This window comes from Pseudomonas beijingensis, from assembly GCF_030687295.1.
GTDB classification, from domain to species: domain Bacteria; phylum Pseudomonadota; class Gammaproteobacteria; order Pseudomonadales; family Pseudomonadaceae; genus Aquipseudomonas; species Aquipseudomonas beijingensis.
Genome location: NZ_CP117425.1, coordinates 2205412 through 2229270, shown reverse-complemented (window position 1 = coordinate 2229270; position 23859 = coordinate 2205412). Strand labels below are relative to the sequence as shown.

19 protein-coding genes and 2 pseudogenes are annotated in these 23859 nt (G+C 63.1%); 10 read left to right on the top strand and 11 right to left on the bottom strand.

All coding sequences use genetic code 11. From position 1 onward, the window contains the following. Positions 1-62: 62 nt before the first annotated feature. The 9 genes and pseudogenes from prfB to PSH84_RS09970 form a co-directional block, all read right to left on the bottom strand. Positions 63-1158, bottom strand: a protein-coding gene (gene prfB, locus PSH84_RS10010) for a peptide chain release factor 2 (RefSeq protein WP_095963568.1) whose coding sequence is annotated in 2 segments (ribosomal slippage) — positions 63-1085 and positions 1087-1158 — 1095 coding nt in all. Because the reading frame shifts where the segments join, the coding sequence is not laid out codon by codon here. A 289-nt stretch (positions 1159-1447) separates the two neighbouring features. Then, complete coding sequence (locus PSH84_RS10005) at positions 1448-2449, bottom strand: response regulator (protein ID WP_122568748.1); 1002 nt, start codon at positions 2447-2449, stop codon at positions 1448-1450. A 45-nt stretch (positions 2450-2494) separates the two neighbouring features. Beyond that, the gene (locus PSH84_RS10000; RefSeq protein WP_122568749.1) at positions 2495-3505 is read right to left on the bottom strand and encodes a chemotaxis response regulator protein-glutamate methylesterase; all 1011 of its coding nucleotides are present in this window, start codon (positions 3503-3505) and stop codon (positions 2495-2497) included. Next, on the bottom strand, positions 3502-5766 hold the full coding sequence (locus PSH84_RS09995) for a hybrid sensor histidine kinase/response regulator (RefSeq protein ID WP_305482788.1): 2265 nt from the start codon (positions 5764-5766) through the stop codon (positions 3502-3504). The genes PSH84_RS10000 and PSH84_RS09995 overlap by 4 nt, the downstream gene beginning before the upstream one ends. Continuing rightward, on the bottom strand, positions 5763-6434 hold the full coding sequence (locus PSH84_RS09990; protein ID WP_122568751.1) for a chemotaxis protein CheW: 672 nt from the start codon (positions 6432-6434) through the stop codon (positions 5763-5765). Before PSH84_RS09990 ends, PSH84_RS09995 begins: the two co-directional genes overlap by 4 nt. Next, a complete protein-coding gene (locus tag PSH84_RS09985; protein ID WP_305469882.1) occupies positions 6431-7693 on the bottom strand; it encodes a CheR family methyltransferase in 1263 nt (420 codons plus the stop codon). Before PSH84_RS09985 ends, PSH84_RS09990 begins: the two co-directional genes overlap by 4 nt. Next, positions 7690-8226: a chemotaxis protein CheW gene (locus PSH84_RS09980; protein WP_122568753.1), complete on the bottom strand. Its 537-nt coding sequence runs from the start codon at positions 8224-8226 to the stop codon at positions 7690-7692. The genes PSH84_RS09985 and PSH84_RS09980 overlap by 4 nt, the downstream gene beginning before the upstream one ends. Further along, positions 8226-9852: pseudogene (locus PSH84_RS09975) on the bottom strand (methyl-accepting chemotaxis protein). Before PSH84_RS09975 ends, PSH84_RS09980 begins: the two are co-directional and overlap by 1 nt. Positions 9853-10222: 370 nt before the next feature. Beyond that, entirely contained in the window at positions 10223-10933 is a 711-nt protein-coding gene (locus tag PSH84_RS09970) for a tellurite resistance TerB family protein (protein WP_305482786.1), read from the bottom strand. A gap of 181 nt (positions 10934-11114) precedes the next feature. Between PSH84_RS09970 and PSH84_RS09965 the strand changes: the two genes are divergently transcribed. The 9 genes and pseudogenes from PSH84_RS09965 (at position 11115) to PSH84_RS09925 (ending at position 20203) form a co-directional block, all read left to right on the top strand. Next, positions 11115-12029, top strand: a complete 915-nt coding sequence (locus PSH84_RS09965) for a LysR family transcriptional regulator (protein ID WP_122568757.1) — start codon at positions 11115-11117, stop codon at positions 12027-12029. Between the two features lie 214 nt (positions 12030-12243). Continuing rightward, entirely contained in the window at positions 12244-13701 is a 1458-nt protein-coding gene (locus PSH84_RS09960) for a gamma-aminobutyraldehyde dehydrogenase (protein ID WP_305469879.1), read from the top strand. Between the two features lie 90 nt (positions 13702-13791). Then, positions 13792-14943 carry a putative ABC transporter substrate-binding protein YdcS gene (gene ydcS / locus PSH84_RS09955; protein WP_305482784.1) on the top strand — a complete coding sequence of 384 codons (1152 nt, stop codon included), beginning with the start codon at positions 13792-13794 and terminating at the stop codon, positions 14941-14943. A 208-nt stretch (positions 14944-15151) separates the two neighbouring features. Further along, the gene (locus PSH84_RS09950; protein WP_122568760.1) at positions 15152-16189 is read left to right on the top strand and encodes an ABC transporter ATP-binding protein; all 1038 of its coding nucleotides are present in this window, start codon (positions 15152-15154) and stop codon (positions 16187-16189) included. A 1-nt stretch (position 16190) separates the two neighbouring features. After that, the gene (locus PSH84_RS09945) at positions 16191-17138 is read left to right on the top strand and encodes an ABC transporter permease (protein ID WP_305482782.1); all 948 of its coding nucleotides are present in this window, start codon (positions 16191-16193) and stop codon (positions 17136-17138) included. Continuing rightward, a pseudogene (locus PSH84_RS09940) lies at positions 17128-17948 on the top strand (ABC transporter permease). The gene PSH84_RS09945 and the pseudogene PSH84_RS09940 overlap by 11 nt, the downstream one beginning before the upstream one ends. 158 nt (positions 17949-18106) lie before the next feature. After that, the gene (locus PSH84_RS09935) at positions 18107-19531 is read left to right on the top strand and encodes a gamma-aminobutyraldehyde dehydrogenase (RefSeq protein WP_305482780.1); all 1425 of its coding nucleotides are present in this window, start codon (positions 18107-18109) and stop codon (positions 19529-19531) included. A 146-nt stretch (positions 19532-19677) separates the two neighbouring features. After that, positions 19678-19941 (top strand): CopG family ribbon-helix-helix protein, encoded by a 264-nt coding sequence (locus tag PSH84_RS09930; protein WP_122568763.1) that lies wholly within the window; start codon positions 19678-19680, stop codon positions 19939-19941. Then, positions 19904-20203, top strand: coding sequence for a type II toxin-antitoxin system RelE/ParE family toxin (locus PSH84_RS09925; RefSeq protein WP_305469872.1), 300 nt, complete (start codon positions 19904-19906; stop codon positions 20201-20203). Before PSH84_RS09930 ends, PSH84_RS09925 begins: the two co-directional genes overlap by 38 nt. A 44-nt stretch (positions 20204-20247) precedes the next feature. Here PSH84_RS09925 and PSH84_RS09920 read toward each other — a convergent pair whose 3' ends face one another. Next, complete coding sequence (locus PSH84_RS09920) at positions 20248-20433, bottom strand: hypothetical protein (RefSeq protein WP_003198116.1); 186 nt, start codon at positions 20431-20433, stop codon at positions 20248-20250. 360 nt (positions 20434-20793) lie between these two features. Here PSH84_RS09920 and PSH84_RS09915 point away from each other — a divergent pair, with 360 nt between their 5' ends. Then, the gene (locus PSH84_RS09915) at positions 20794-22422 is read left to right on the top strand and encodes a glucan biosynthesis protein D (RefSeq protein ID WP_305482778.1); all 1629 of its coding nucleotides are present in this window, start codon (positions 20794-20796) and stop codon (positions 22420-22422) included. A gap of 188 nt (positions 22423-22610) precedes the next feature. Here PSH84_RS09915 and PSH84_RS09910 read toward each other — a convergent pair whose 3' ends face one another. Further along, entirely contained in the window at positions 22611-23717 is a 1107-nt protein-coding gene (locus PSH84_RS09910) for an NADH:flavin oxidoreductase/NADH oxidase (RefSeq protein WP_305469869.1), read from the bottom strand. Positions 23718-23859 lie beyond the last annotated feature (142 nt).

The window sequence follows — 23859 nt, the reverse complement described above, 5'->3', positions numbered from 1 at the left end:
GAGTTTGCGGGCGAGACGCGCTTGTTGGTGAAAGCGTGCCCGCCCGCCGCATGGGTGTCGCGTTACAGCCCTTGTTTGAGGCTGGCGATCAGGTATTCATCGATATCGCCGTCGAGCACCTTGTCGCAATCGCTGCGTTCGATGCTGGTACGCAGGTCCTTGATCCGCGAAGCGTCGAGCACGTACGAACGGATCTGATGACCCCAGCCGATATCCGACTTGGTGTCTTCCAGCGCCTGGGACGCCGCGTTGCGCTTCTGCACTTCCTGCTCGTACAGGCGAGCCCGGAGCATCTTCATCGCGGTGTCTTTGTTGGCGTGTTGGGAGCGCTCGTTCTGGCAACTGACCACGGTGTTGGTCGGTACGTGGGTAATCCGTACGGCCGAGTCGGTGGTGTTGACGTGCTGGCCACCGGCCCCGGAGGAACGGTAGGTGTCGATGCGCAGGTCCGCCGGGTTGATCTCGATCTCGATGTTGTCGTCGATTTCCGGCGAAACGAATACAGCCGAGAACGAGGTGTGGCGGCGGTTGCCGGAGTCGAACGGGCTCTTGCGCACCAGACGGTGCACGCCGATCTCGGTCCGCAGCCAACCAAAGGCATATTCGCCCTTGATGTGCACGGTGGCGCCCTTGATCCCGGCGACTTCACCGGCCGACAGCTCCATGATGGTGGCGTCGAAACCGCGCTTGTCAGCCCAGCGCAGGTACATGCGCAGCAGGATGTTGGCCCAGTCCTGGGCCTCGGTGCCGCCGGAGCCGGCCTGGATGTCCAGGTAGGCGTTGTTCATGTCCATCTCGCCGCTGAACATGCGACGGAATTCCAGCTTGGCAAGGTTCTCGTCGAGGCGTGTCAGCTCGGCGACGACATCGCCGACCGCGCCTTCATCGTTCTCTTCGACAGCCATGTCCAGCAGGTCGCGGCAATCGGCCAGGCCACTGGACAACTCGTCCAGGGTCTCGACGATCTGCGCCAGCGCAGAACGCTCGCGGCCCAGTTCCTGGGCGTACGAAGGGTTGTTCCAGACATTCGGATCTTCAAGCTCGCGATTGACTTCGGTCAGGCGCTCATGCTTTTGATCGTAGTCAAAGATACCCCCGAATAGTTTCGGAGCGCTCGGACAGGTCCTTGATGGTGTTAAGGATCGGGTTGATTTCCATGGCGGGCAGCACTCGTTGGCGAACTTTTGAAAGCCGGCGAGTATAACGTAATCAAGCGCCAGCGGCAGCCCGCCTGGCGGCTTTAGGGGCAATGAGTACACCGCCCCCTGTGGCGAGGGGATTTATCCCCGCTGGGCTGCGAAGCAGCCCTAAAATCCGACAACTCAGTGTGACAGGCAAATTGAGTTGACTGTATTTGGGGCTGCTGCGCAGCCCAGCGGGGATAAATCCCCTCGCCACAATAAACCCCTCAGCCACAAAGGCGTCCCAGTCAACATTCAGGGTGGATCTATTCAACCCCCACCCGATTACGCCCATTGTGCTTGGCCAGGTACAGCCCCTTGTCCGCCGCCGAAATCAGCTGCCGACAATCGCCACCTTGCTGCGGCGTGACGGTCGAGACGCCGATGCTGACGGTCAGGTTCTCGCCGCCGTCAGGGGTGGTGTGGGGGATTTTCAGGGCGACGACGCTCTGGCGCAACTTCTCGGCCATCAAGCGGGCGCCGCCAGGCGAGGTGCCGGGCAGCACCAGGGCGAACTCCTCGCCACCGTAGCGGGCCGGCAAGTCGGACGGACGGCTGCATGCCTCGCGGATTGCCGTGGCGACCTTACGCAGGGCTTCGTCACCCTCCAGGTGACCGAAGTTGTCGTTGTAGGCCTTGAAGTAGTCCACGTCGATCATCAGCAGCGACAGTTGGCTCTGGTCACGCATCGCCCTGCGCCATTCCAGTTCCAGGTACTCATCGAAATGCCGACGATTGGACAGTCCGGTCAGGCCATCGGAGTTCATCAACCGCTGCAGCACCAGGTTGGTATCGAGCAGTTGCTGCTGGCTGACCCGCAATGCGCGATAGGCCGCGTCGCGCTGCAACAGCATCATGTAGGAACGCGAGTGATAGCGGATGCGCGCCACCAGTTCGATGTTGTCCGGCAACTTGACCAGGTAGTCGTTGGCCCCGGCGGCGAACGCCGCGCTCTTGACCAGCGGGTCCTCCTTGGTGGACAGGACAATGATCGGGATATCGCGGGTGGCCGGATGATTACGGTACTCGCGCACCAGGCTCAGGCCGTCGAGACCGGGCATCACCAGGTCCTGGAGAATGACTGTCGGCTTGATGCGAACGGCCTGGGCGATGGCCTGGTGGGGATCGGAGCAGAAATGGAAGTCGATGTTTTCTTCATTCGACAGCCCGCGCCGCACCGCTTCGCCGATCATCGCCTGATCGTCGACGAGCAAGACCATGGCGGCGTTCTCATCGCGCTTGAAATCGTCGAGCTGCAGATCACTCATGGTGGCTTACCTGGGTACGGCCTGGGGCAAGGTTCGCGGGGTTGTTCATGGGGTCACAATCTCCAACAGCCGTGGCGCGATGGCGTCCAGGGCAAGAATATGGACGGCGGCGTCGATGGCGGCCGCCGCTTTGGGCATCCCGTACACCGCGCTGCTGCGCTGGTCCTGGGCGATGGTCACATAGCCCTGCTGGCGCATGAGTTTAAGCCCTTGCGCACCGTCGCGGCCCATGCCAGTGAGCAATACGCCCACCGCGTCACCGCTCCAGTACTGGGCGACACTTTCAAAAAACACGTCGATGGAAGGCCGGTAGATCTCGTTCACCGGCTCGGCGGTGTAGGCCAGGGTGCCGTTCTTCAACAAACGCAGGTGATGGTTGGTCCCGGCCAGCAAGACCGTGCCACTTTGCGGCGTCTCACCGTGCCGGGCCAGGCGCACCGTGTGGCCCGACACACTGCCCAGCCACTCGGCCATGCCCGCGGCAAACACCTCGTCCACATGCTGGACCAGCACGATGGCCGGGGCAAAGTCCCGTGGCAAGGCCTTGAGCAGCACCTCCAGCGCCGCTGGCCCGCCCGCCGATGACCCGATGGCCACCAGGCTCTTGCGCGACACCGTCGCACGCTGCGCCGCTGGCGCGGGGCGCTCATGCTTGTTGCGCTCGCCGATCAACCAGCCGATGTTGGTGATCTTGCGCAGCAGCGGTGCCGCCGCGTCCGCCGGATTTCCAACCCCAAGGGTCGGGGTATCGACCACATCCAGCGCGCCATGGCCCATGGCCTCGAACACACGGTGGACGTTCTGCTGGCTGTCCCCGGTGACAATCACGATCGCGCAGGGGCTGTCGGCCATGATCCGCCGAGTGGCCTCCACGCCATCCATGATCGGCATGAGCAGGTCCATCAGGATCAGGTCCGGGGTGTATTCGGCGCAACGCTGCACTGCCTCGGCCCCGTTGGCGGCCACCCAGACCAGTTGATGCGCCGGCTCGAACGCCAGGGCGCGGCGCAGGGCCTCGACCGCCAGGGGCATGTCGTTGACGATGGCGATCTTCAAGCGCGTGCCCCTCCGATCAATTCAACCACGGCGTCGAGCAAGGCGTCGTCATGGAAACTCGCCTTGGCCAAATAATAGTCGGCGCCGGCGTCGAGGCCACGGCGGCGATCTTCCTCGCGGTCCTTGTAGGACACCACCATCACCGGCAGCGACTGCAAGCGGTTGTCGCGCCGCAACAGCGACACCAGCTCGATACCGTCCATGCGCGGCATGTCGATATCGGTGATCAGCAAGTCGAAATCCTCTGAGCGCAATGCATTCCAGCCATCCATGCCATCCACCGCCACTGCCACGTCATAGCCGCGACCCCGCAGCAACTTGCGTTGCAGCTCGCGCACGGTCAGGGAATCGTCCACCACCAGGATCCGCTTGCGCGGGGCCTGGGCCTGGTTCTGCCGGGCGATGCGCTCCAGGCGCCCGGTATCGAGCAGCTTGTCCACCGAACGCAGCAGGTCTTCGACATCGACAATCAACACCACCGAGCCATCGTCGAGCAGCGCCCCGGCGGAAATGTCCTGGACCTTGCCCAGGCGCTCGTCGAGGGGCAGGACCACCAGGGTTCGCTCGCCGATGAACCGCTCCACCGCCACGCCGTAGATCGTCTCGCGCTCGCGGATCACTACGACCTTGAGGGTCTGGCTGCCGTTCTGCGCCGACGGGCGATTGAGCAACTGGCTGGCGGCGACCAAGCCGATATGCCGGCCTTCGTGCCAGAAATGCTGACGCCCCTCGACCTGGACGATGTCTTCCGGCGCCAGGTCGCACATGCGTTCGATGTGGGCCAGGGGAAAGGCGTACGCCTCACCGCCGACTTCCACCACCAGGCTGCGCACCACCGACAGCGTCAGCGGCACCTCGAGATGGAAACGACTGCCCTCCCCCGCCGTCTGCTCCAGCACCACCGCACCGCGCAACTGCCGGACCATGTGCTGGACGGCGTCCAGGCCGACACCGCGTCCGGACACTTCGGTGACTTTGTCGCGCAGGCTGAAACCGGGCAGGAACAGGAACGTCAGCAGCTCTTCTTCGCTGAGGCTGGCAGCGGTTGGCTCAGGGGAAAGGCCGCGCTCGACGATGCTGCGACGCACCCGTTCCAGGTCCACCCCGGCGCCGTCGTCCGCCAACTCCAAGACCAGCAGGCCGGCCTGATGGGAGGCGCGCAGGCGGATCAGGCCTTCGGCAGGCTTGCCGGCCAGTATTCGTTGTTCCGGGGTTTCGATGCCGTGGTCCACGGCGTTGCGCAGCAAATGGGTCAGTGGCGCTTCGAGCTTTTCCAGCACATCGCGGTCGACCTGGGTTTTTTCGCCTTCAATCTCCAGGCGCACCTGTTTGCCCAGGCTGCGGCCCAGGTCACGGACCATACGCACCTGGCCCGAAAGCACATCGGCGAACGGCCGCATGCGACAGGCCAGCGCCGTGTCGTACAGCACCTGCGCCCGTTGACTGGCCTGCCAGGCGAACTCATCCAGCTCGGCGGTTTTCTGGGCCAGCAACTGCTGGGTCTCGGCGAGCAAGCGGCGGGCATCACCAAGGGCTTCCTGGGCCTGCAGGCTCAGGGCGTGATCCTTGAGGAGCACGTTCAGTTCTTCCAGGGCGCGCAAGCCAGTGCCTTGCTGGCGCTTGAGCCGTTGCATCGTCGCCAGCCAGGGCTTGAGGCGCTGGGTCTCCACCAAGGACTTGCTCGACAGGTCGAGCAAGCTGTTGAGGCGTTCGGCCGTGACCCGCAAGACCCGCTCGCCGCCTTCGGTGGCCCGTTTACGTTTAGGGGCCGGCTCCGGCGTCGCGAACGGTTGCGCTTCCGGCAGCTCGACGCGTACCGGCTCGACTGGCGTCTCGATAGACGGTGACGCCACTGCCGGAGCCTGTGGCGCGTTGGGATCCAGCAATCGCCCCATCAACGCCACGTAAGCGTCGATGTCCGGGGCGCCGACGCTGTTGCCCGGCGTGGCGATGCGCGTCAGCAGGTCAGTGCCCTGCAGCAAGGCGTCGATGTGTTCGGCGCCGAGCACCAGGCGCCGCTCCTGGGCGCTGACCAGGCAATCCTCCATGACATGGGCCACACTGACGCCGGCACCCACCCCGACGATGCGCGCCGCGCCCTTGAGGGAATGTGCCGCGCGCATGCACGACTCGAGGTAATCGGCCTGGGTCGGATCGCGCTCCAGGGCCAACAAGCCGGTGCTCAGCACCTGGACCTGGGCTTCGGCTTCCAGGCTGAACAGTTCCAGCAGCGAGGCGTCGCGCATCTGATCAGGAGTCATGACAGGCTCCGGGCCACGGCGGACAGCAGCTGTTCTTCATCCAGCCAGCGCAGGCTGCGGCCTTTGTAGGGCAACACGCCACGGGTGTACTTGCCCGCCGATGGCGAAGCGCTCGCCAGGATGCGCTCATCGATGGCGTGGATGCCATCCACCTCATCCACCGGCACCACCACCGGCCCGCCCTTGGCCGCGACAATCAACAGGCGCGGCATGACCCGCGTACCGGCAACCGCCGCCGCGCCGGGTTCCAGGTCCAACAGTTCCACCAGCGACAGGCAGGCCACCAGTGCCCCGCGCACATTCGCCACGCCCAGCAAGGCCCGCGAGCGTTGGTGGGGCAATGAGTGGATCGGCTGCAACGGTGCCACTTCCACCAGGCTGCGCGTGGTCAAGCCCAGCCATTCCTCGCCGAGGCGGAACATCAGCAGCGAGCGCGTGACCACATCGTCGTCCACCGGGGCCAGGGACAAGTCCCGTTGCTCCTGCGGCAAGGTGTAACGATCGAGCAGCCGGGTAGCGGCCGCCGAATACACCGAACAATTGCGGCAGTGGATATGCTCGGCCAACAGTGGACAGGATTTATCGCCATGCACGCCGATGCGGTTCCAGCAATCATCGATTGCCTGGGCATCGTCATGGGTGAGGTTGTAAGAAGCCGAACCGCTCATCGTTTTTGCTCACTGTCTGCCGTGCGCCCGCTGCGGGCGGCGCGTTCCTGCAATCGACGGGCTCCGGCCGCGTCTCCCTGGGAAGCCAGCAGCGCCGCCAGATGCACCAGGGCCTCGGCGTGTTGCGGTTCAAGATAAAGCGCCTTGCGATAAAAACCCTGGGCTTCAAGCGCGCTGCCGGCCATGTCGCTGAGCAGGCCCAGCCAATAGAACACCTGGGCGTTCGGCGCGTGGCTGCGCACATACTCTTCGCACGCTCCCCGGGCCTCGGCGCTTTTGCCAGCGTTGGCCAGGGCGGCGATATTGGCCAGCAAGGTCGCGGCATCGCTGCTCTTGGGTGGGGCAATCGGCGTGACGTTCGCGGCAAACGGTCGCGGCCGAATCACCGGCGGGACGACCCGGGGCGGCTGGCGAACCGGCAGCGGTGGCGGGATCAAGGCCGGCAACGGTTGAGGCTCTGGAGCCCCCTGACGACTGAAGGCGAACGATTGGGCAATCCCGATCGAGCGCATGCCCAGTCGCCCCAGCAAGCTGCCCTCGGCGGGGCCGATAAACAGCACGCCGTCCTGATGGGTCAGGCGCTTGAGCACCTCGAACACCTGCTGCTGGGTCGGCTGGTCGAAATAGATCAGCAGGTTGCGACAAAACACAAAGTCATAGGGTGCCTCGTTCACCAGCAAGGTCGGATCCAGCAGGTTGCCCACTTGCAAGCGCACCTGTTCGCGCACCCGTTCGCTGAGGCGGAAACCCTCGTCTGCGAGGTCGAAATGCCGTTCGCGAAAACCCAGGTCGGCGCCACGGAAGGAGTTTTTGCCGTAACGGGCGTCCTTGGCCCGTGCCACCGACAACGGGCTGACGTCCAGGCCGTCCACCTTGAACTGATGGGGGGCCAAGCCCGCATCGAGCAAGGCCATGGCAATGGAATAGGGTTCTTCGCCGGTGGAGCACGGCAAGCTGAGGATACGCAGCGCACGCAGGTGCTTGATCTCGGCCAGGCGCTTGACGGCCAGCCTGGCGAGGGTCGCAAAGGATTCGGGATAGCGGTAGAACCAGGTCTCCGGAACGATCACCGCTTCAATCAGCGCCTGCTGCTCCGGGGCCGAATGCTGCAGGGCCTGCCAATACTCATCGGCGGTTCGCCCGGGCACGGCACTGATGCGCTGGCGCACGGCCCGCTCAATAATCGCGGTGCCAACGGAGGTCACATCGAGGCCGATGCGTTCCTTGAGAAAATCGAAAAACCGCTGGTCGTTGTTCATCGCGTTGCCTCGAGGTCGTCGAGGTCCAGCGGCGAGGCAGGAAACAGCAGCGCCCGAACGGATTCGTCGAGCAGGTCATTGACCCGCACCCATTGCAGCAACCCCTGGGCATCTTCGCGTACGGGACCGAGGTATGGCGCCTGTCGATTGTCCAGGCCATAGGGTTTGAAATCGGCCGGATCACAGCGCACGGTGTCGGTCGCCTGTTCCAGGATCAATCCCAGCACTTGCCCGGCTTGTTGTCCGTCGCTTTGATAACGCACCAGCACCAATCGTGTACTGGTCCGGGCCTCGGCGCTCTGGCCGAACGTCAGGGCGCACAGGTCGATCACCGGCACCACCGTGCCACGCCAGGCAAACACTCCCGCCACCCAGGACGGCGCCCGGGCGATCGGTTTAAGGGGCAGGCGCGGCAGCACTTCCACCACATCGATGGCTTGGAGGGCGTACCGTTCGTTGCCGATGCAGAACACCAGGAACAACGACTGGCGGGCCGTCGGTGCGGCGCCACGCCGGGTTTCGAGTTCACCCATCAGACTTTGAAACGCGAGACGCCGCTGCGCAGCCCCACGGCGACCTGGCTCAGTTCGTCGATGGCGGAACTGGCCTGGCGCAGGGACTCCACGGTCTGGCTGCTGGCATCGCCCAATTGCACCAAGGCGTGGTTGATCTGCTCCGCGCCGGTGGCCTGGGCCTGCATGCCTTCGTTGACCATCAACACCCGCGGCGCCAGGGCCTGGACCTGATGGATGATCTGCGACAGTTGCTCGCCGACCTGCTGCACTTCGGCCATGCCCCGGCGCACTTCTTCGGAGAACTTGTCCATGCCCATCACACCGGCCGACACCGCGGACTGGATCTCGCGCACCATCTGCTCGATGTCATAGGTCGCCACGGCGGTCTGGTCGGCCAGGCGCCGCACTTCCGTGGCCACCACGGCGAAACCGCGCCCGTACTCACCGGCCTTCTCGGCCTCGATGGCCGCGTTGAGGGACAACAGGTTGGTCTGGTCGGCCACTTTGACGATGGTCACCACCACCTGGTTGATGTTGCCGGCCTTCTCGTTGAGGATCGCCAGCTTGGCGTTCACCAGGTCGGCGGCGCCCATCACCGAGTGCATGGTTTCCTCCATGCGCGCCAAGCCTTGCTGGCCAGAGCCGGCGGCCACCGAGGCCTGGTCGGCGGCGGTGGAGACTTCGGTCATGGTGCGCACCAGGTCCCGGGAGGTGGCGGCGATTTCCCGGGACGTCGCACCAATCTCGGTGGTGGTGGCGGCGGTTTCGGTGGCCGTGGCCTGTTGCTGGCGCGAGGTGGCGGCGATCTCGGTGACCGAGGTGGTGACCTGCACGGATGAGCGCTGGGCCTGGGACACCAGCGAGGTCAGTTCGGCCATCATGTCGTTGAAGCCGGTTTCCACGGCACCGAATTCGTCCTTGCGCGCCAGGTTCAGGCGCCCGCTCAGGTCACCGCTGCGCATGATCTCGAGAATCTCAACGATACGGTTCATCGGCCCCATGATCGCCCGCATCAACAACAGGCCACAGAGCACGGCGACGATCAGCGCGATCAGGAACGACAGGCCCATGGCGACCTTGGCCGCGGTCACCGCATCGCCAATGGTCAGGGTGGCGTTTTCCGCCAGCTCGCGATTGCGCTCGATGATCTGGTTCAAGTGCCCACGGCCTTCGAGCCAAGCCGTCGTCAGCTCTGTGTTCAGTGCCAGTCGCGCCCCTTCGTAATCCTTGCGTTGATACAGGTCCAGGACCTTCGCCAGGGCTTTGTTGAAGTCCTGGTGGTTGACCTCGAACTCGTCGAAAGAGACCTGGTCGGCCGGCCGGGTCCTGGATCAGTTTCTGATAGCTCTGTATTTCTTCGCGCAGGTGCTGCTCGAAGCCTTGGTAGCGGGCCTTGTCCTCGGCGGTGATTTCCCGGTTTCCAGAGAGACCGACGATTTGCTGGGTCAGGACATAGCTGTCGACCCAGCCACCGCGGATCATCGAACTGAAATACACCCCTGGCACCGCATCGGTCCGGACCTTTTCTCCACTGTCCTGGATCTTCAACAACCGTGAATACGAGACAATCACCATCAGCAGCATAATGGCGATGATCACCGCAAAACTCGCCAGGATGCGTTGGCGCAATGTCCAATTCTTCACAGTAAAACCTCGGGCACTTGAAAATGCTGGGAAGTATAGCCGAGGGTGGCGTGGCGCCTGTATGGCGGCGAGGGAGGATTTTGACCAATCCAAGGCCCGCCACTACTGAAGAATGGAATGCGTCCCTGTGGGAGAGCGAGCTTGCTCGCGATTGCGGTGTATCAGTCAAACATGCTGTGCCTGACCGGCCCCATCGCGAGCAAGCTCGCTCCCACAAGGAAATGCGTTGGATACAGAATGATCAAACACCACAAAACCACTGTGGGAGCGGGCTTGCTCGCGAAAGCGGTGCATCAGTCGACATTTCCATTGACTGACACACCGCCTTCGCGAGCAAGCCCGCTCCCACAGGGGATAGCGATGGGGACTTCTATACAGTCGCCTGACGCACCTGTTTTTCCAGTTCCACCTTCAACCCTGGCTCCAGCTTGAGTTGGCGCGCCAGTTCGTCGAGGTAGGACTTCTCCATGAAGTTTTCCTCGTCCACCAGCATCACGCTGGCGATGTACATTTCCGCGGCGATTTCCGGGGTGCTGGCGGCGCGGGCGACGTCGGTGGGGTCCAGGGGTTTGTTCAGTTCGGCGTGCAGCCAGTGTTGCAGCTCCTGGTCGTTGTCGAGCTTGGTGAACTCACCTTCGATCAACTGTCGTTCGCGCTCGTCCACGTGGCCGTCGGCCTTGGCCGCCGCCACCAGCGCCTTGAGGATCGCCTGGCTATGCTGTTCGACCTGCGCCGGGGGCACGCGATCGAGGGTCTGCGGTTCGGTTTTCGGCGCATTGCCCTGCTGGGCCTGCCAGTTTCCATAGGCTTTGTAAGCGATCACGCCCAAGGCAGCCAGGCCACCATAGGCCAGGGCCTTGCCGCCGAAGTTGCGGGCTTTCTTGTTGCCCAGCAACAGGCCCATGGCCCCGGCGGCCAGTGCCCCACCACCCGCGCCGGAAAGCATCCCGCCCAGGTTGCCGGAGACGCCGAGCAACCCACCCAGGCCGCCGGACGACTTGCCCTGTGAACCGCCAGCCTTGTTCTGCAACATTTCCTGGCCGGACTTGAGAAGCTGATCGAGCAATCCACGGGTGTTCATTTGTTGCCTCCACATTGTCGGGTCAACGTAAGGCCCCCAGCCTAGATCGAAAGTGCCCGACGCCGTTGGCGAGATTGCTTCCAGATGTTGCCTGTCCCATTCAAAGAAGCACTCACCTGCCCTTCTAAAAAAACGATATACACTCCAACACATCGATAAAAACAGCCCACCGGTATGCCCCATGATGACCCTGCGTCAGATCCGTCATTTCATCGCCGTGGCCGAAACCGGCTCCATCTCCGCCGCCGCGCAAACGGCGTTCATTTCCCAATCCACGCTGACCCTGGCCATCCAGCAACTGGAACAGGACATCGGCGTCAGCCTGTTCAACCGCCACGCCAAGGGCATGACCCTGACCCATCAGGGGCATCAGTTCCTGCGCCAGGCCCACCTGATCCTGGCCACCGTCGACAATGCCAAGCGCAGCCTGCAACAAAGTACCGACCAGGTCGCCGGCCAAGTCACCATCGGCGTCACCAGCCTGGTGGCCGGCTATTACCTGGCAGACCTGCTGACCCGTTTCCAGCGCGCCTATCCCAACGTGGAGATCCGCGTGATGGAGGACGAGCGGCCGTACATCGAGCATTTGCTGGTCAGCGGCGAAATCGATGTCGGGGTGCTGATCCTGTCCAACCTGGAAGACCGCCACGCCTTGCAGACCGAAGTCCTGACGCACTCGCCACACCGGTTGTGGTTGCCGGCACAGCATCCCTTGCTGGAGCACGACAGCATCCACCTGGCCGATGTGGCCCGCGAGCCGCTGATCCAGCTGAACGTCGATGAAATGGACCGCAACGCCCAGCGCCTATGGCGCAGCGCAGGCCTGCAACCGAAGGTCACCCTGCGCACTGCCTCGACCGAAGCGGTGCGCAGCCTGGTGGCGGCGGGATTGGGCGTGTCGATCCAGCCGGACATGACGTACCGCCCCTGGTCGCTGGAAGGCGACATCATCGAAGCCCGACCGATTGCCGACCTCAACCAGACCCTCGACGTCGGCCTGGCCTGGCGCCGGGGCACGGCGCGGCCGGCGTCGGTCGACCCGTTCCTGGCCGTCGCCCGGGAACAGCCCCATGGCGGGCGCAAGCCATCTATTTAATCGAACGCAGCCTTGAGTATTTCGAATTTGTCGGCCTAGAGGCTGAGCACTAATCTGACTACGCCCCCCCTCTCCTGTGGGAGCCGAGCTTGCTCGCGATAGCGGCGGGTCAGACAACATTGATTCAACTGACAGACCGCTATCGCGAGCAAGCTCGGCTCCCACAGGTTCTGTTCTGTGGTTCAACAGGCATCTATAAAAAGAGAAATCGGACATGGCTGGCACGCAAACCCCGTTATGCACCGCGTTGCTGATCGACGGGGAACTCATCCCCGGTGAAGGCCTTGTCGAGCCGATCCTCAATCCGGCCACCGGTGAAGTGGTGGCTCACATCGCCGAGGCCAGCACCGAACAGGTGGAAGCCGCGATCCTCGCCGCCCATCGCGCCTTTGACAGTTGGTCGCACACCACGCCGCAGCAGCGCTCGAACCTGTTGCTGGACATCGCCAACGCCATCGAAAAAAACGCCGATGAACTGGCCCGCCTCGAATCCCTGAACTGCGGCAAGCCGCTGCACCTGGCGCGCCAGGATGACCTGAGCGCCACGGTGGATGTCTTTCGTTTCTTCGCCGGCGCGGTGCGCTGCCAGACCGGCCAGCTCAGTGGCGAATACCTGCCCGGCTACACCAGTATGGTGCGCCGCGACCCGATCGGCGTGGTGGCGTCCATCGCGCCGTGGAACTACCCGATCATGATGGCCGCCTGGAAAATCGCCCCCGCCCTGGCCGCCGGCAATACGCTGGTGTTCAAGCCCTCGGAACACACGCCGCTGTCGATCCTGGCCCTGGCGCCGATCCTGGCCCAGTTGCTGCCACGGGGCGTGATCAACATCCTTTGCGGGGGCGGCGAAGGAGTGGGCAGCCACCTGGTCAGCCACCCGAAAGTGCGCATGGTCTCGCTGACCGGCGATATCGTCACCGGGCAGAAGATCCTCCAGGCGGCGGCGAAAACCCTCAAGCGCACGCACCTGGAGCTGGGTGGCAAGGCGCCGGTGATCGTCTGCAACGACGCCGACATCCAGGCCGTGGTCGAAGGCGTGCGCACCTACGGTTACTACAACGCCGGGCAGGATTGCACCGCAGCGTGCCGGATCTACGCCCAGGAGGGGATTCACGACCGTCTGGTGGCCGAGCTCGGCGCGGCGGTCAGCAGCCTGCGCTTTGCCGGCAAGCGCGATGCCGACAATGAGATCGGCCCGCTGATCAGCACCCGCCAGCGCGACCGCGTGGCCAGTTTTGTCGAGCGCGCCCTCGGCCAGCCGCATATCGAACGCATCACCGGCGCGGCGGTGCATTCCGGCGCCGGTTTCTACTACCAACCCACGCTGCTGGCCGGCTGCAAGCAAAGCGACGAAATCGTCCAGCGCGAGGTGTTCGGCCCGGTCGTCACCGTGACCCGTTTCGACGAACTCAGCCAGGCGGTGGACTGGGCCAACGATTCCGAATACGGCCTGGCCTCCTCGGTGTGGACCCAGAACCTGGACAAGGCCATGCAGGTGGCAGCGCGGCTGCAATACGGCTGCACCTGGATCAACAGCCATTTCATGCTGGTCAGCGAAATGCCCCACGGCGGCCTGAAACGTTCGGGTTATGGGAAAGACCTGTCCAGCGATTCGCTCCAGGACTACAGCGTGGTGCGCCACATCATGGCCCGCCACGGCCAGCATCTGTAGCTAACAGCACTACTCTAATAACAGGCCAGCCATGGCGCTTCACCCGGTTCGAACACTGCCCCGACCATAATTAAAGCAAGAGGGATTTCCATGTACGCGCACAAGACCGTATTGCTCAGTGCACTCACCACGGCGCTTTTGACCAGCGCCAGCCTCCAGGCCGCCGAACCGCTCAAGGCCGTCGGCGCTGGCGAGGGCCAACTGGATATCGTCGCCTGGCCGGGTTATATCGAACGCGGCGAAAGCGACAAGGCCTACGACTGGGTCACGGGTTTCGAAAAGGAAACCGGCTGCAAGGTCAATGTGAAAACCGCCGCCACGTCCGACGAAATGGTCAGCCTGATGACCAAGGGGGGCTACGACCTGGTCACCGCCTCCGGCGACGCCTCGTTGCGGCTGATTGCCGGCAAGCGTGTACAGCCGATCAACACCGCGCTGATCGCCAACTGGAAGAACCTCGACCCGCGTCTCAAGGATGCGCCATGGTACGTGGTCAACCAGCAAACCTACGGCACCCCGTATCAATGGGGCCCGAACGTCCTGATGTACAACACCGAGGTGTTCAAGCAGGCGCCTACCAGTTGGAGCGTGCTGTTCAACGCCCAGGACCTGCCCGACGGCAAGCCGAACAAGGGGCGCGTGCAAGCCTACGATGGCCCGATCTACATCGCCGACGCGGCGTTGTACCTCAAGACCGCCAAGCCTGAGCTGGGCATCAAGGACCCGTACCAACTCGACGAAGCCCAGTACAAGGCCGTGCTGGAATTGCTGCGGGCCCAGCAGCCGTTGATCCACCGCTACTGGCACGACACCACTGTGCAGATGAGCGACTTCAAGAACGAAGGCGTGGTGGCGTCCGGCGCCTGGCCGTATCAGGTCAACGGCTTGATGAACGGGAAACAACCGATCGCCTCGACCATTCCGAAAGAAGGCGCCACCGGTTGGGCCGACACCACGATGCTGCACGCCGAGGCCAAGCATCCCAACTGTGCGTACAAATGGATGGACTGGTCGCTGCAACCCAAAGTCCAGGGTGACGTGGCCGCCTGGTTCGGCTCCCTGCCTGCGGTGCCGGCAGCGTGCAAAGGCAGCGAGCTGCTGGGCGCCGAAGGCTGCAAGACCAACGGTTTCGATCAGTTCGACAAGATCGCCTTCTGGAAAACCCCACAGGCCGAGGGCGGCAAGTTCGTGCCGTACAGCCGCTGGACCCAGGATTACATTGCGATCATGGGCGGGCGGTAAGTCCAATCAGTCGGTGTAGTTCACTGTGTGGGAGCAAGGCTTGCCCGCGATGAAGATGATGCGGTCTGCCGGTGAACCGAGGCGCCTGTATCGCGAGCAAGCTTTGCTCCCACAGCTTTGCTCCCACCAGCACTGCTCCCACAGCTTTGGTACACGGCAACCCAGCAACGATCCAACAGCAGTCGCGCTTTTTTTGGAGCCCCGCACCATGACGCTTGCAGTCCAGTTCACCCAGGTATCCCGTCAGTTCGGCGATGTGAAGGCCGTTGACCGGGTCTCCATTGATATCCAGGACGGCGAGTTCTTTTCCATGCTGGGCCCGTCCGGCTCGGGCAAGACCACCTGCCTGCGGCTGATCGCCGGGTTCGAGCAACCCAGTGCCGGCTCGATCCGTATCCACGGCGAAGAAGCCACCGGACTCGCTCCGTACCAGCGGGACGTCAATACGGTTTTCCAGGATTACGCCCTCTTCCCCCACATGAACGTGCGCGACAACGTGGCCTACGGCTTGAAAGTCAAAGGCGTCGCCAAGGCCGAGCGCATCCAGCGCGCCAACGAAGCCCTGGAGATGGTCGCCCTGGACGGCTATGGCGAACGCAAGCCGGTGCAGCTCTCCGGCGGCCAGCGCCAACGCGTGGCCCTGGCCCGTGCGTTGGTCAATCGTCCGCGGGTGTTGTTGCTCGATGAACCCTTGGGCGCCTTGGACCTGAAGCTGCGCGAACAAATGCAGGGCGAGTTGAAGAAGCTGCAACGCCAACTGGGCATCACCTTCATTTTCGTCACCCACGACCAGACCGAAGCGCTGTCGATGTCCGACCGCGTGGCGGTGTTCAACAAGGGGCGCATCGAACAAGTCGATACCCCACGCAACCTGTACATGAAACCGGCGACCACCTTCGTCGCCGAATTCGTCGGCACCTCCAACGTGATTCGTGGCGAGCTGGCCCGGGAACTGAGCGGTTATCCACAGCCGTTTTCGATTCGCCCGGAACACGTGCGTTTCGCCGAAGGCCCGTTGGCCAGCCATGAAATCGAAGTCCACGGCCTGCTGCACGACATCCAGTACCAGGGCAGCGCCACACGCTACGAGTTGAAACTTGCCAACGGCCAGACCCTGAACCTCAGCCAGGCCAACACCCAATGGCTCGACAACACAGCCCAGCACCAGACCGGCCAGCACCTCAGCGTCCGCTGGGCCCGTGAGGCGATGGTCACGCTGCACGACACCGCCAGTGGCGAGGTGTGAGATGAACACCCTGGCCATCACCCAAGCGCCTGCGCCCGGTTCGCCGCTGCGGCGGTTTGCCAACCTGCTGTACCGACGGCCCAACCTGTACCTGTCGCTGTTGCTGGTGCCGCCGCTGCTCTGGTTCGGCGCGATCTACCTCGGCTCGCTGCTGACCCTGCTGTGGCAAGGTTTCTACACCTTCGACGACTTCACCATGGCGGTCACGCCGGACCTGACCCTGGCGAACTTCACCGCGCTGTTCCAGCCCTCGAACTTCGACATCATTTTGCGCACCCTGAGCATGGCCATTGCGGTGTCCATCGCCAGCGCCATCGTCGCGTTCCCGATCGCCTATTACATGGCGCGCTACACCCGTGGCAAGACCAAGGCGTTCTTCTACATCGCAGTGATGCTGCCGATGTGGGCCAGCTATATCGTCAAGGCCTATGCCTGGACGCTGCTGCTGGCCAAGGGCGGCGTGGCTCAGTGGTTCGTCCAGCACCTGGGCCTGGGGCCGGTGTTGCAATTCGTGCTAGGGATCCCGGGGGTGGGTGGCAGCACCTTGTCCACTTCGCACCTGGGACGCTTCCTGGTGTTTGTCTACATCTGGCTGCCGTTCATGATCCTGCCGATCCAGGCCTCCCTGGAGCGTCTGCCGCCGTCGCTGCTGCAAGCCTCTGCGGACCTGGGCGCCAGGCCACGCCAGACGTTCATGCAGGTGATCCTGCCGCTATCGATCCCGGGCATCGCCGCCGGCTCGATCTTTACCTTCTCGCTGACCCTGGGAGACTTCATCGTGCCGCAACTGGTGGGCCCGCCGGGCTACTTCGTTGGCAGCATGGTCTACGCCCAGCAAGGCGCCATCGGCAACATGCCCATGGCCGCGGCGTTCACGCTGGTGCCCATCGTGCTGATCGCGATCTATCTATCCATCGTCAAGCGACTGGGGGCCTTCGATGCACTCTGACTCTCAAGACCGGGCCTCGTGGGGCCTGCGCATCGCGGCGTGGGGGCGGATTGGTGTTCCTGCATTTTCCGATCCTGATCATCTTCCTCTATGCTTTCAACACCGAGGACGCCGCGTTCAGCTTCCCGCCCAAGGGCCTGACCCTGAAGTGGTTCAGCGTCGCCTTCTCGCGCCCGGATGTGCTGGAGGCGATCAAGCTGTCGTTGCAGATCGCGGCCATCGCCACGCTGATCGCCATGGTGCTCGGCACCCTGGCCTCGGCGGCGCTGTACCGGCGCGACTTCTTCGGCAAACAGGGCATTTCGCTGATGTTGATCCTGCCGATTGCCTTGCCAGGGATCATCACCGGCATTGCGCTGCTGGCGACCTTCAAGACCCTGGGCATCGAACCGGGGATGTTCACCATCGTCGTAGGCCACGCCACCTTCTGCGTGGTGATCGTCTACAACAACGTCATCGCCCGCCTGCGCCGTACCTCCCACAGCCTGATCGAAGCCTCGATGGACCTGGGGCGCCGACGGCTGGCAGACCTTTCGCTACATCATCCTGCCCAATCTGGGGTCGGCACTGCTGGCCGGTGGGATGCTCGCGTTTGCGCTGTCGTTCGACGAGATCATCGTCACCACCTTCACCGCCGGCCACGAACGCACGCTGCCGCTGTGGCTGCTCAACCAGCTCAGCCGCCCGCGCGACGTGCCGGTGACCAACGTGGTGGCGATGCTGGTGATGATGGTCACGATGTTGCCGATATTGGGCGCGTATTACCTGACCCGGGGCGGTGAAAGCGTGGCGGGGAGCGGCGGGAAATAATCAACGGTGATCGCTCACTGCGGGAGCCGCAATCCTGTGGGAGCGAGCTTGCTCGCGAAGGCGTCGTGTCAGTCGCTGCAAAGACTGAATGATCCACCGCTATCGCGAGCAAGCTCGCTCCCACAGGGGACTTGGGAAACCTTCAAGAGGACTTGGACATGCAAACCAAACTGCTGATCAACGGCCACCTGGTAAACGGCGAAGGCCCTGGCCAGGCTGTGTTCAACCCATCGCTGGGCCGGGTACTGGTGGAAATCAACGAAGCCAGCGAAGCCCAGGTCGATGCCGCCGTGCGCGCCGCCGACGCAGCCTTCGAGGCCTGGTCGCAAGTGCCACCCAAGGACCGCTCCCTGCTGCTGCTCAAACTGGCCGATGCCATCGAAGCACACGGCGAGGAACTGGCGAAGCTGGAGTCGGACAACTGCGGCAAACCCTTGAGCGCTGCGCTGAACGACGAGATCCCGGCGATTGCCGACGTGTTCCGCTTCTTTGCCGGTGCCAGCCGTTGCATGAGCGGTTCGGCGGGCGGCGAATACCTGCCGGGCCACACCTCGATGATCCGTCGCGACCCGGTGGGCGTCATCGCCTCCATCGCGCCGTGGAACTACCCGCTGATGATGGTCGCCTGGAAAATCGCCCCGGCCCTCGCCGCCGGCAATACCGTGGTGCTCAAGCCTTCGGAGCAAACCCCGCTGACGGCGCTGCGCCTGGCGGAACTGGCGGCGGAGATTTTCCCGGCCGGCGTGCTCAACGTGATCTTCGGCCGAGGGCCAACCGTCGGCAACCCGCTGGTCACTCACCCGAAAGTGCGCATGGTGTCGCTGACGGGCTCCATCGCCACCGGCTCGAACATCATTTCCAGCACCTCCGACAGCGTCAAGCGTATGCACATGGAGCTGGGCGGCAAGGCCCCGGTGATCATTTTCGACGACGCCGACATTGACGCGGCCGTGGAAGGCATCCGCACCTTCGGGTTCTACAACGCCGGCCAGGACTGCACCGCTGCCTGCCGCATCTATGCCCAGCAAGGCATCTATGACCAGTTCGTCGAGAAGCTCGGTGCCGCGGTGGGCAGCATCAAGTACGGCCTGCAGGGTGCATCCGACACCGAGATGGGCCCGCTGATCACCGCCCAGCACCGCGACCGCGTGGCCGCTTTCGTCGAGCGGGCCATCGCCCAGCCGCATATCCGCCTGGTCACCGGTGGCAAGGCCGTGGACGGCAACGGGTTCTTCTTCGAACCCACGGTGCTGGCCGACGCCCAGCAGGATGACGAAATCGTCCGCCGGGAAGTCTTCGGGCCGGTGGTGTCCGTCACCCCGTTCCTCGACGAAGCGCAAGTGCTGGCCTGGGCCAACGATTCGGACTACGGCCTGGCCTCATCGGTATGGACCGCCGACATCGGCCGCGCCCATCGCCTGTCGGCACGCCTGCAATACGGTTGCACCTGGGTGAACACCCACTTCATGCTCGTCAGCGAAATGCCCCATGGCGGTCAGAAACGTTCCGGCTATGGCAAGGACATGTCCATGTACGGGCTGGAGGATTACACGGTGGTGCGGCATGTGATGTTCAAGCATTGACGACAAGACAACGTTGGCAACACATGCTCGCGCCTGCCCTGCGTTCGCCCTGCTAAGGTTTTCGTCGATCGGTGCACGCCTGCCGGTTGACGGAAATCCTGGCAGCACCTAGGGTGTCTACAACGTATACACCTTGGAGATCAGCCATGGCCTCGCCCGTTTTGTCCTTTCGTGTGGAAGAAGGTCTGGCTCAACAGCTGGACTCGCTGGCTGCCGCCACCGACCGCGACCGCCAGTATCACCTCAAGCGTGCACTGGTCCGATATGTGGAAGCCGAATCCTGGCATCTGCAAGCCATCAGCGAAGGCATAGCCGATGCCGACGCTGGAAATCTGACCGATCTGGACGCCGTGAAGGCTAAGTGGGCAAAGCGTGCCGAGCATCGTACTGACCGACAAAGCACAGAGTGACCTCGACTCGATTCACGAACATTACCAAAGCGCTATCGGCGCGGAAGGCGCCGATGATGCCATCCGCGCTATCCTGGAGACACTGCGCCAACTGCAACGCTTTCCCGGTTCGGGACGTCCCTCGCTCGTTCCCGATATTCGAGAGCTGGTGCTGACACGCTACCCATTCGTTGCCCCCTACCGGCTCAAGCATGGGCAACTGCAGGTGCTGCGGATACTGCACCAGCGCACCGAACGTCCCCAGGACTGGTCGGCAGAGTGATGTTGGCCGGTGCTCCCGCCCCGGCCGCTCACCTGCGCCACGCTTCAAAACCGCGAAACACTGCGCATCGCATCCACCAGGTAGCGCATGGCGATGCGGTCGTTTTCCGACAACTCCCGATAGCGCTCGACCAGTCTCAATTCTTCCAGGCTGAGCCGGCGTGTCCTGCGCGGGTTGGTCAGGCCTGGAAAGATCCCCAGCATTTCGGTAATGCCCTGTATTTTTGTCATGAGTTGTCCTTCTTTACGTCGAGGTTGACCTGATAGCGCCGTCTGAACCCGGGTTGGCTCGTCTATCACGCTAAAGAATAGGGAGGATTCAAAGCGTGAAAAGGGAGTTTTAGAGTAATTAGTCAAAAAAAGTTGGAATCGACATAAAAAAAGAAATAACTGTAAGAAAATTTGACTTGGCCACGCTTTCCTTTCTCTCGAAGCCTGTATTTCCCCTATGATTTTGCGCCTCGGTGAACCGATCCAGCTCTCAGGCATCTGTTCTAACGTTCGTCGCGTTTGGCCAAAGGCATGTCCGAACTCCTTTACCAGTCTCTGTTGCCAGGATCGGCTCGGGATTGTTTCGAGAAAGGTTTATTTATGCACCGCAGGAATCTGCTCAAGGCCTCCATGGCCTTCGCCGCCTACACCGGGTTGTCGGCCTCCGGGCTCATGGCCGCACGCGCCTGGGCCGCCGATCAGACTGCCGACGGCGAAGCCCGTCCCTTCGATTTCAACGGTTTGAAGGATCAGGCCAAGCGGCTGGCCGAGAGCCGCTACGCCGACACCAAGCAAGTCCTGCCACCGACCCTGGCGCAAATGTCGCCGTTGCAGTTCAACGCCATCCAATACGACGTCAATCACTCGTTATGGAATGACCTGGAAGGGCGGCAACTGGATGCGCAGTTCTTCCACGTTGGCATGGGCTTCAAGCAGCCGGTGCGCATGTACAGCGTCGACCCGAAGACGCGCATGGCCCGTGAGGTGCACTTCCGTCCGGAACTGTTCAACTACGAGAAAACCACGGTCAACACCTCGCAACTGACGGGTGACCTGGGCTTCGCCGGCTTTCGTGTCTTCAAGGCGCCGGAGCTGGCTCGGCACGACATCGTTTCGTTCCTGGGGGCCAGCTACTTCCGCGCCGTGGATGCCAGCGGCCAGTACGGGCTGTCGGCCCGCGGCTTGGCCATCGACACCTACGCCAAGAAGCAAGAGGAGTTCCCGGATTTCACCAAGTTCTGGTTCGAAACCCCGGACAAGAACAGTACCCGCTTCGTGGTCTACGCCCTGCTCGACTCCCCCAGCGCCACCGGAGCCTATCGGTTCGACATCGATTGCCAGCCGACCCGGGTGGTGATGGAGATCGACGCGCACATCAACGCCCGTACCGCGATCCAGCAATTGGGCATCGCCCCCATGACCAGCATGTTCAGCTGCGGCACCGTCGAACGGCGCATGTGCGACACCATCCACCCGCAAATCCATGACTCCGACCGGCTGGCCATGTGGCGCGGCAACGGCGAGTGGGTCTGCCGGCCGTTGAACAACCCCGCGACCCTGCAATTCAATGCCTTCGCCGACAACAATCCGAAAGGTTTCGGCCTGGTACAGACCGACCACGACTTTGCCAGTTACCAGGACACCGTGGACTGGTACAGCAAGCGTCCAAGCCTGTGGGTCGAACCGACGACGGCCTGGGGCGAAGGCTCGGTGGATCTGCTGGAGATCCCGACCACCGGCGAAACCCTGGACAACATTGTCGCGTTCTGGACGCCGAAAAAACCGGTGGCCGCCGGCGACTCGCTGAACTACGGCTACAAGCTCTACTGGAGCGCGCTGCCGCCGGTCAGCACCGACCTGGCCCACGTCGACGCCACCCGTTCAGGCATGGGCGGCTTCATCGAAGGCTGGGCACCGGGCGAGCATTACCCGAGCGTCTGGGCACGTCGTTTCGCCGTGGACTTCAGCGGCGGCGGCCTCGACCAACTGCCACCGGGCACCGGCATCGAACCGGTGGTGACCTGCTCCCACGGCGAGGTGAAGGACTTCAACGTGTTGGTACTGGATGCAATCAAGGGCTATCGCATCACGTTCGACTGGTACCCGACCGACGATCGGGTGGACCCAGTGCAGATGCGCCTGTTCATTCGCACCAAGGACCGCACCTTGAGCGAGACCTGGTTGTATCAGTACTTCCCGCCGGCGCCGGATAAGCGTAAGTACCCCTGATATTGATCCGGTACTTGGGCTGGCCCCATCGCGAGCAAGCTCGCTCCCACAGTGGATTTGTGTCGTTCACACATACCCTGTGGGAGCGAGCTTGCTCGCGATGAGGCCGCTACAGCCACCGAATAATCCAGCCCGATAAACAAAAGCCCCGGCCAATAACGACCGGGGCTTTTTGTTTTATCGGGCCCTCAGTCCCGCAAATCCGACTCATGAATCGGCTGGTCCCGATGGGTGGCTCGCTGGTACTGCGCCGGCCATGTGGCCTTGCGGCCGCCCAGGTCATCATCGGCATGCAGGGCCCAGTACGGATCGCGCAACAATTCGCGGGCCAGGAAAATGATGTCGGCCTGGCAGGTGCGCAGGATGTGTTCGGCCTGGGCCGGTTCGGTGATCATGCCGACGGTACCGGTGGCGATTTCCGACTCCTTGCGCACCCGTTCGGCAAAGCGGGTCTGGTAACCCGGGCCGGTGGGAATTTCCGCATTGGCGGCCGTACCCCCCGATGACACATCGATCAGGTCCACCCCCAGCGCCCTGAAGCGCCGCGCCAACTCCACGGTTTCATCCGGGTTCCAACCATCCTCGACCCAATCGGTGGCCGAGACGCGAACGAACACCGGCAGCTCTTCAGGCCATACGGCCCGGATTGCTTCGGTGACTTGCAGTACCAGGCGGATGCGGTTCTCGAACGAGCCGCCGTATTGATCGCGCCGCTGATTGCTCAAGGGCGACAGGAACTGATGCAGCAGATAACCATGGGCCGCGTGGACCTCGACCACCTTGAAGCCGGCCGTGAGGGCGCGCTTGGCCGCATCCACGAAGGCCTGGATCAAATCGGCGATCTGCCCCTCGTCCAACTGCACCGGCTGGGTGTGTTGCGGGTCGAAGGCAATCGGCGACGGGCCGACCGGCACCCAGCCGCCGTCGGCCGGTTTGACGCTGCCATGCTTGCCCAGCCAGGGCCGCCAGGTGCTGGCCTTGCGCCCGGCATGGGCCAGTTGGATGCCCGGCACGGCCCCTTGGGCGGTGATGAAGCGGGTGATGCGTTGCAAGGGTTCGATCTGTTCGTCGTTCCACAGCCCCAGGTCCTGGGCGGTGATGCGGCCGTCGGCGGTCACGGCGGTGGCTTCGGTGAACACCAGGCCGGCACCGCCCACGGCGCGGCTGCCCAAGTGCACCAGGTGCCAATCGTTGGCCAGGCCATCGGTGCTCGAATACTGGCACATCGGCGATACCGCGATGCGATTGGGCAGGGTCAATTGGCGAAGGGTATAGGGTTCCAGCAGCAGACTCATGGGGCACCTCTCGAATCAGTGGGCAGGCTCCAGGGTTCTGTTTGAACAGTCGACGAGTGACAAAAGGTGCAACACCCGCCCCCGCGGGCAAAAAATTCGACAAGACGTCACAAGGGCTATCAAGCAGTGCTTAGAGCCTAGT

What these genes read in the sequence shown, in the direction of transcription:
- PSH84_RS10005 (WP_122568748.1), bottom strand. Translation starts at nt 2,449, where the DNA reads ATGAGTGATCTGCAGCTCGACGATTTCAAGCGCGATGAGAACGCCGCC.
- PSH84_RS09995 (WP_305482788.1), bottom strand. Translation starts at nt 5,766, where the DNA reads ATGACTCCTGATCAGATGCGCGACGCCTCGCTGCTGGAACTGTTCAGC.
- PSH84_RS09990 (WP_122568751.1), bottom strand. Translation starts at nt 6,434, where the DNA reads ATGAGCGGTTCGGCTTCTTACAACCTCACCCATGACGATGCCCAGGCA.
- PSH84_RS09985 (WP_305469882.1), bottom strand. Translation starts at nt 7,693, where the DNA reads ATGAACAACGACCAGCGGTTTTTCGATTTTCTCAAGGAACGCATCGGC.
- PSH84_RS09980 (WP_122568753.1), bottom strand. Translation starts at nt 8,226, where the DNA reads ATGGGTGAACTCGAAACCCGGCGTGGCGCCGCACCGACGGCCCGCCAG.
- PSH84_RS09970 (WP_305482786.1), bottom strand. Translation starts at nt 10,933, where the DNA reads ATGAACACCCGTGGATTGCTCGATCAGCTTCTCAAGTCCGGCCAGGAA.
- PSH84_RS09965 (WP_122568757.1), top strand. Translation starts at nt 11,115, where the DNA reads ATGATGACCCTGCGTCAGATCCGTCATTTCATCGCCGTGGCCGAAACC.
- PSH84_RS09960 (WP_305469879.1), top strand. Translation starts at nt 12,244, where the DNA reads ATGGCTGGCACGCAAACCCCGTTATGCACCGCGTTGCTGATCGACGGG.
- ydcS (WP_305482784.1), top strand. Translation starts at nt 13,792, where the DNA reads ATGTACGCGCACAAGACCGTATTGCTCAGTGCACTCACCACGGCGCTT.
- PSH84_RS09950 (WP_122568760.1), top strand. Translation starts at nt 15,152, where the DNA reads ATGACGCTTGCAGTCCAGTTCACCCAGGTATCCCGTCAGTTCGGCGAT.
- PSH84_RS09945 (WP_305482782.1), top strand. Translation starts at nt 16,191, where the DNA reads ATGAACACCCTGGCCATCACCCAAGCGCCTGCGCCCGGTTCGCCGCTG.
- PSH84_RS09935 (WP_305482780.1), top strand. Translation starts at nt 18,107, where the DNA reads ATGCAAACCAAACTGCTGATCAACGGCCACCTGGTAAACGGCGAAGGC.
- PSH84_RS09930 (WP_122568763.1), top strand. Translation starts at nt 19,678, where the DNA reads ATGGCCTCGCCCGTTTTGTCCTTTCGTGTGGAAGAAGGTCTGGCTCAA.
- PSH84_RS09920 (WP_003198116.1), bottom strand. Translation starts at nt 20,433, where the DNA reads ATGACAAAAATACAGGGCATTACCGAAATGCTGGGGATCTTTCCAGGC.
- PSH84_RS09915 (WP_305482778.1), top strand. Translation starts at nt 20,794, where the DNA reads ATGCACCGCAGGAATCTGCTCAAGGCCTCCATGGCCTTCGCCGCCTAC.
- PSH84_RS09910 (WP_305469869.1), bottom strand. Translation starts at nt 23,717, where the DNA reads ATGAGTCTGCTGCTGGAACCCTATACCCTTCGCCAATTGACCCTGCCC.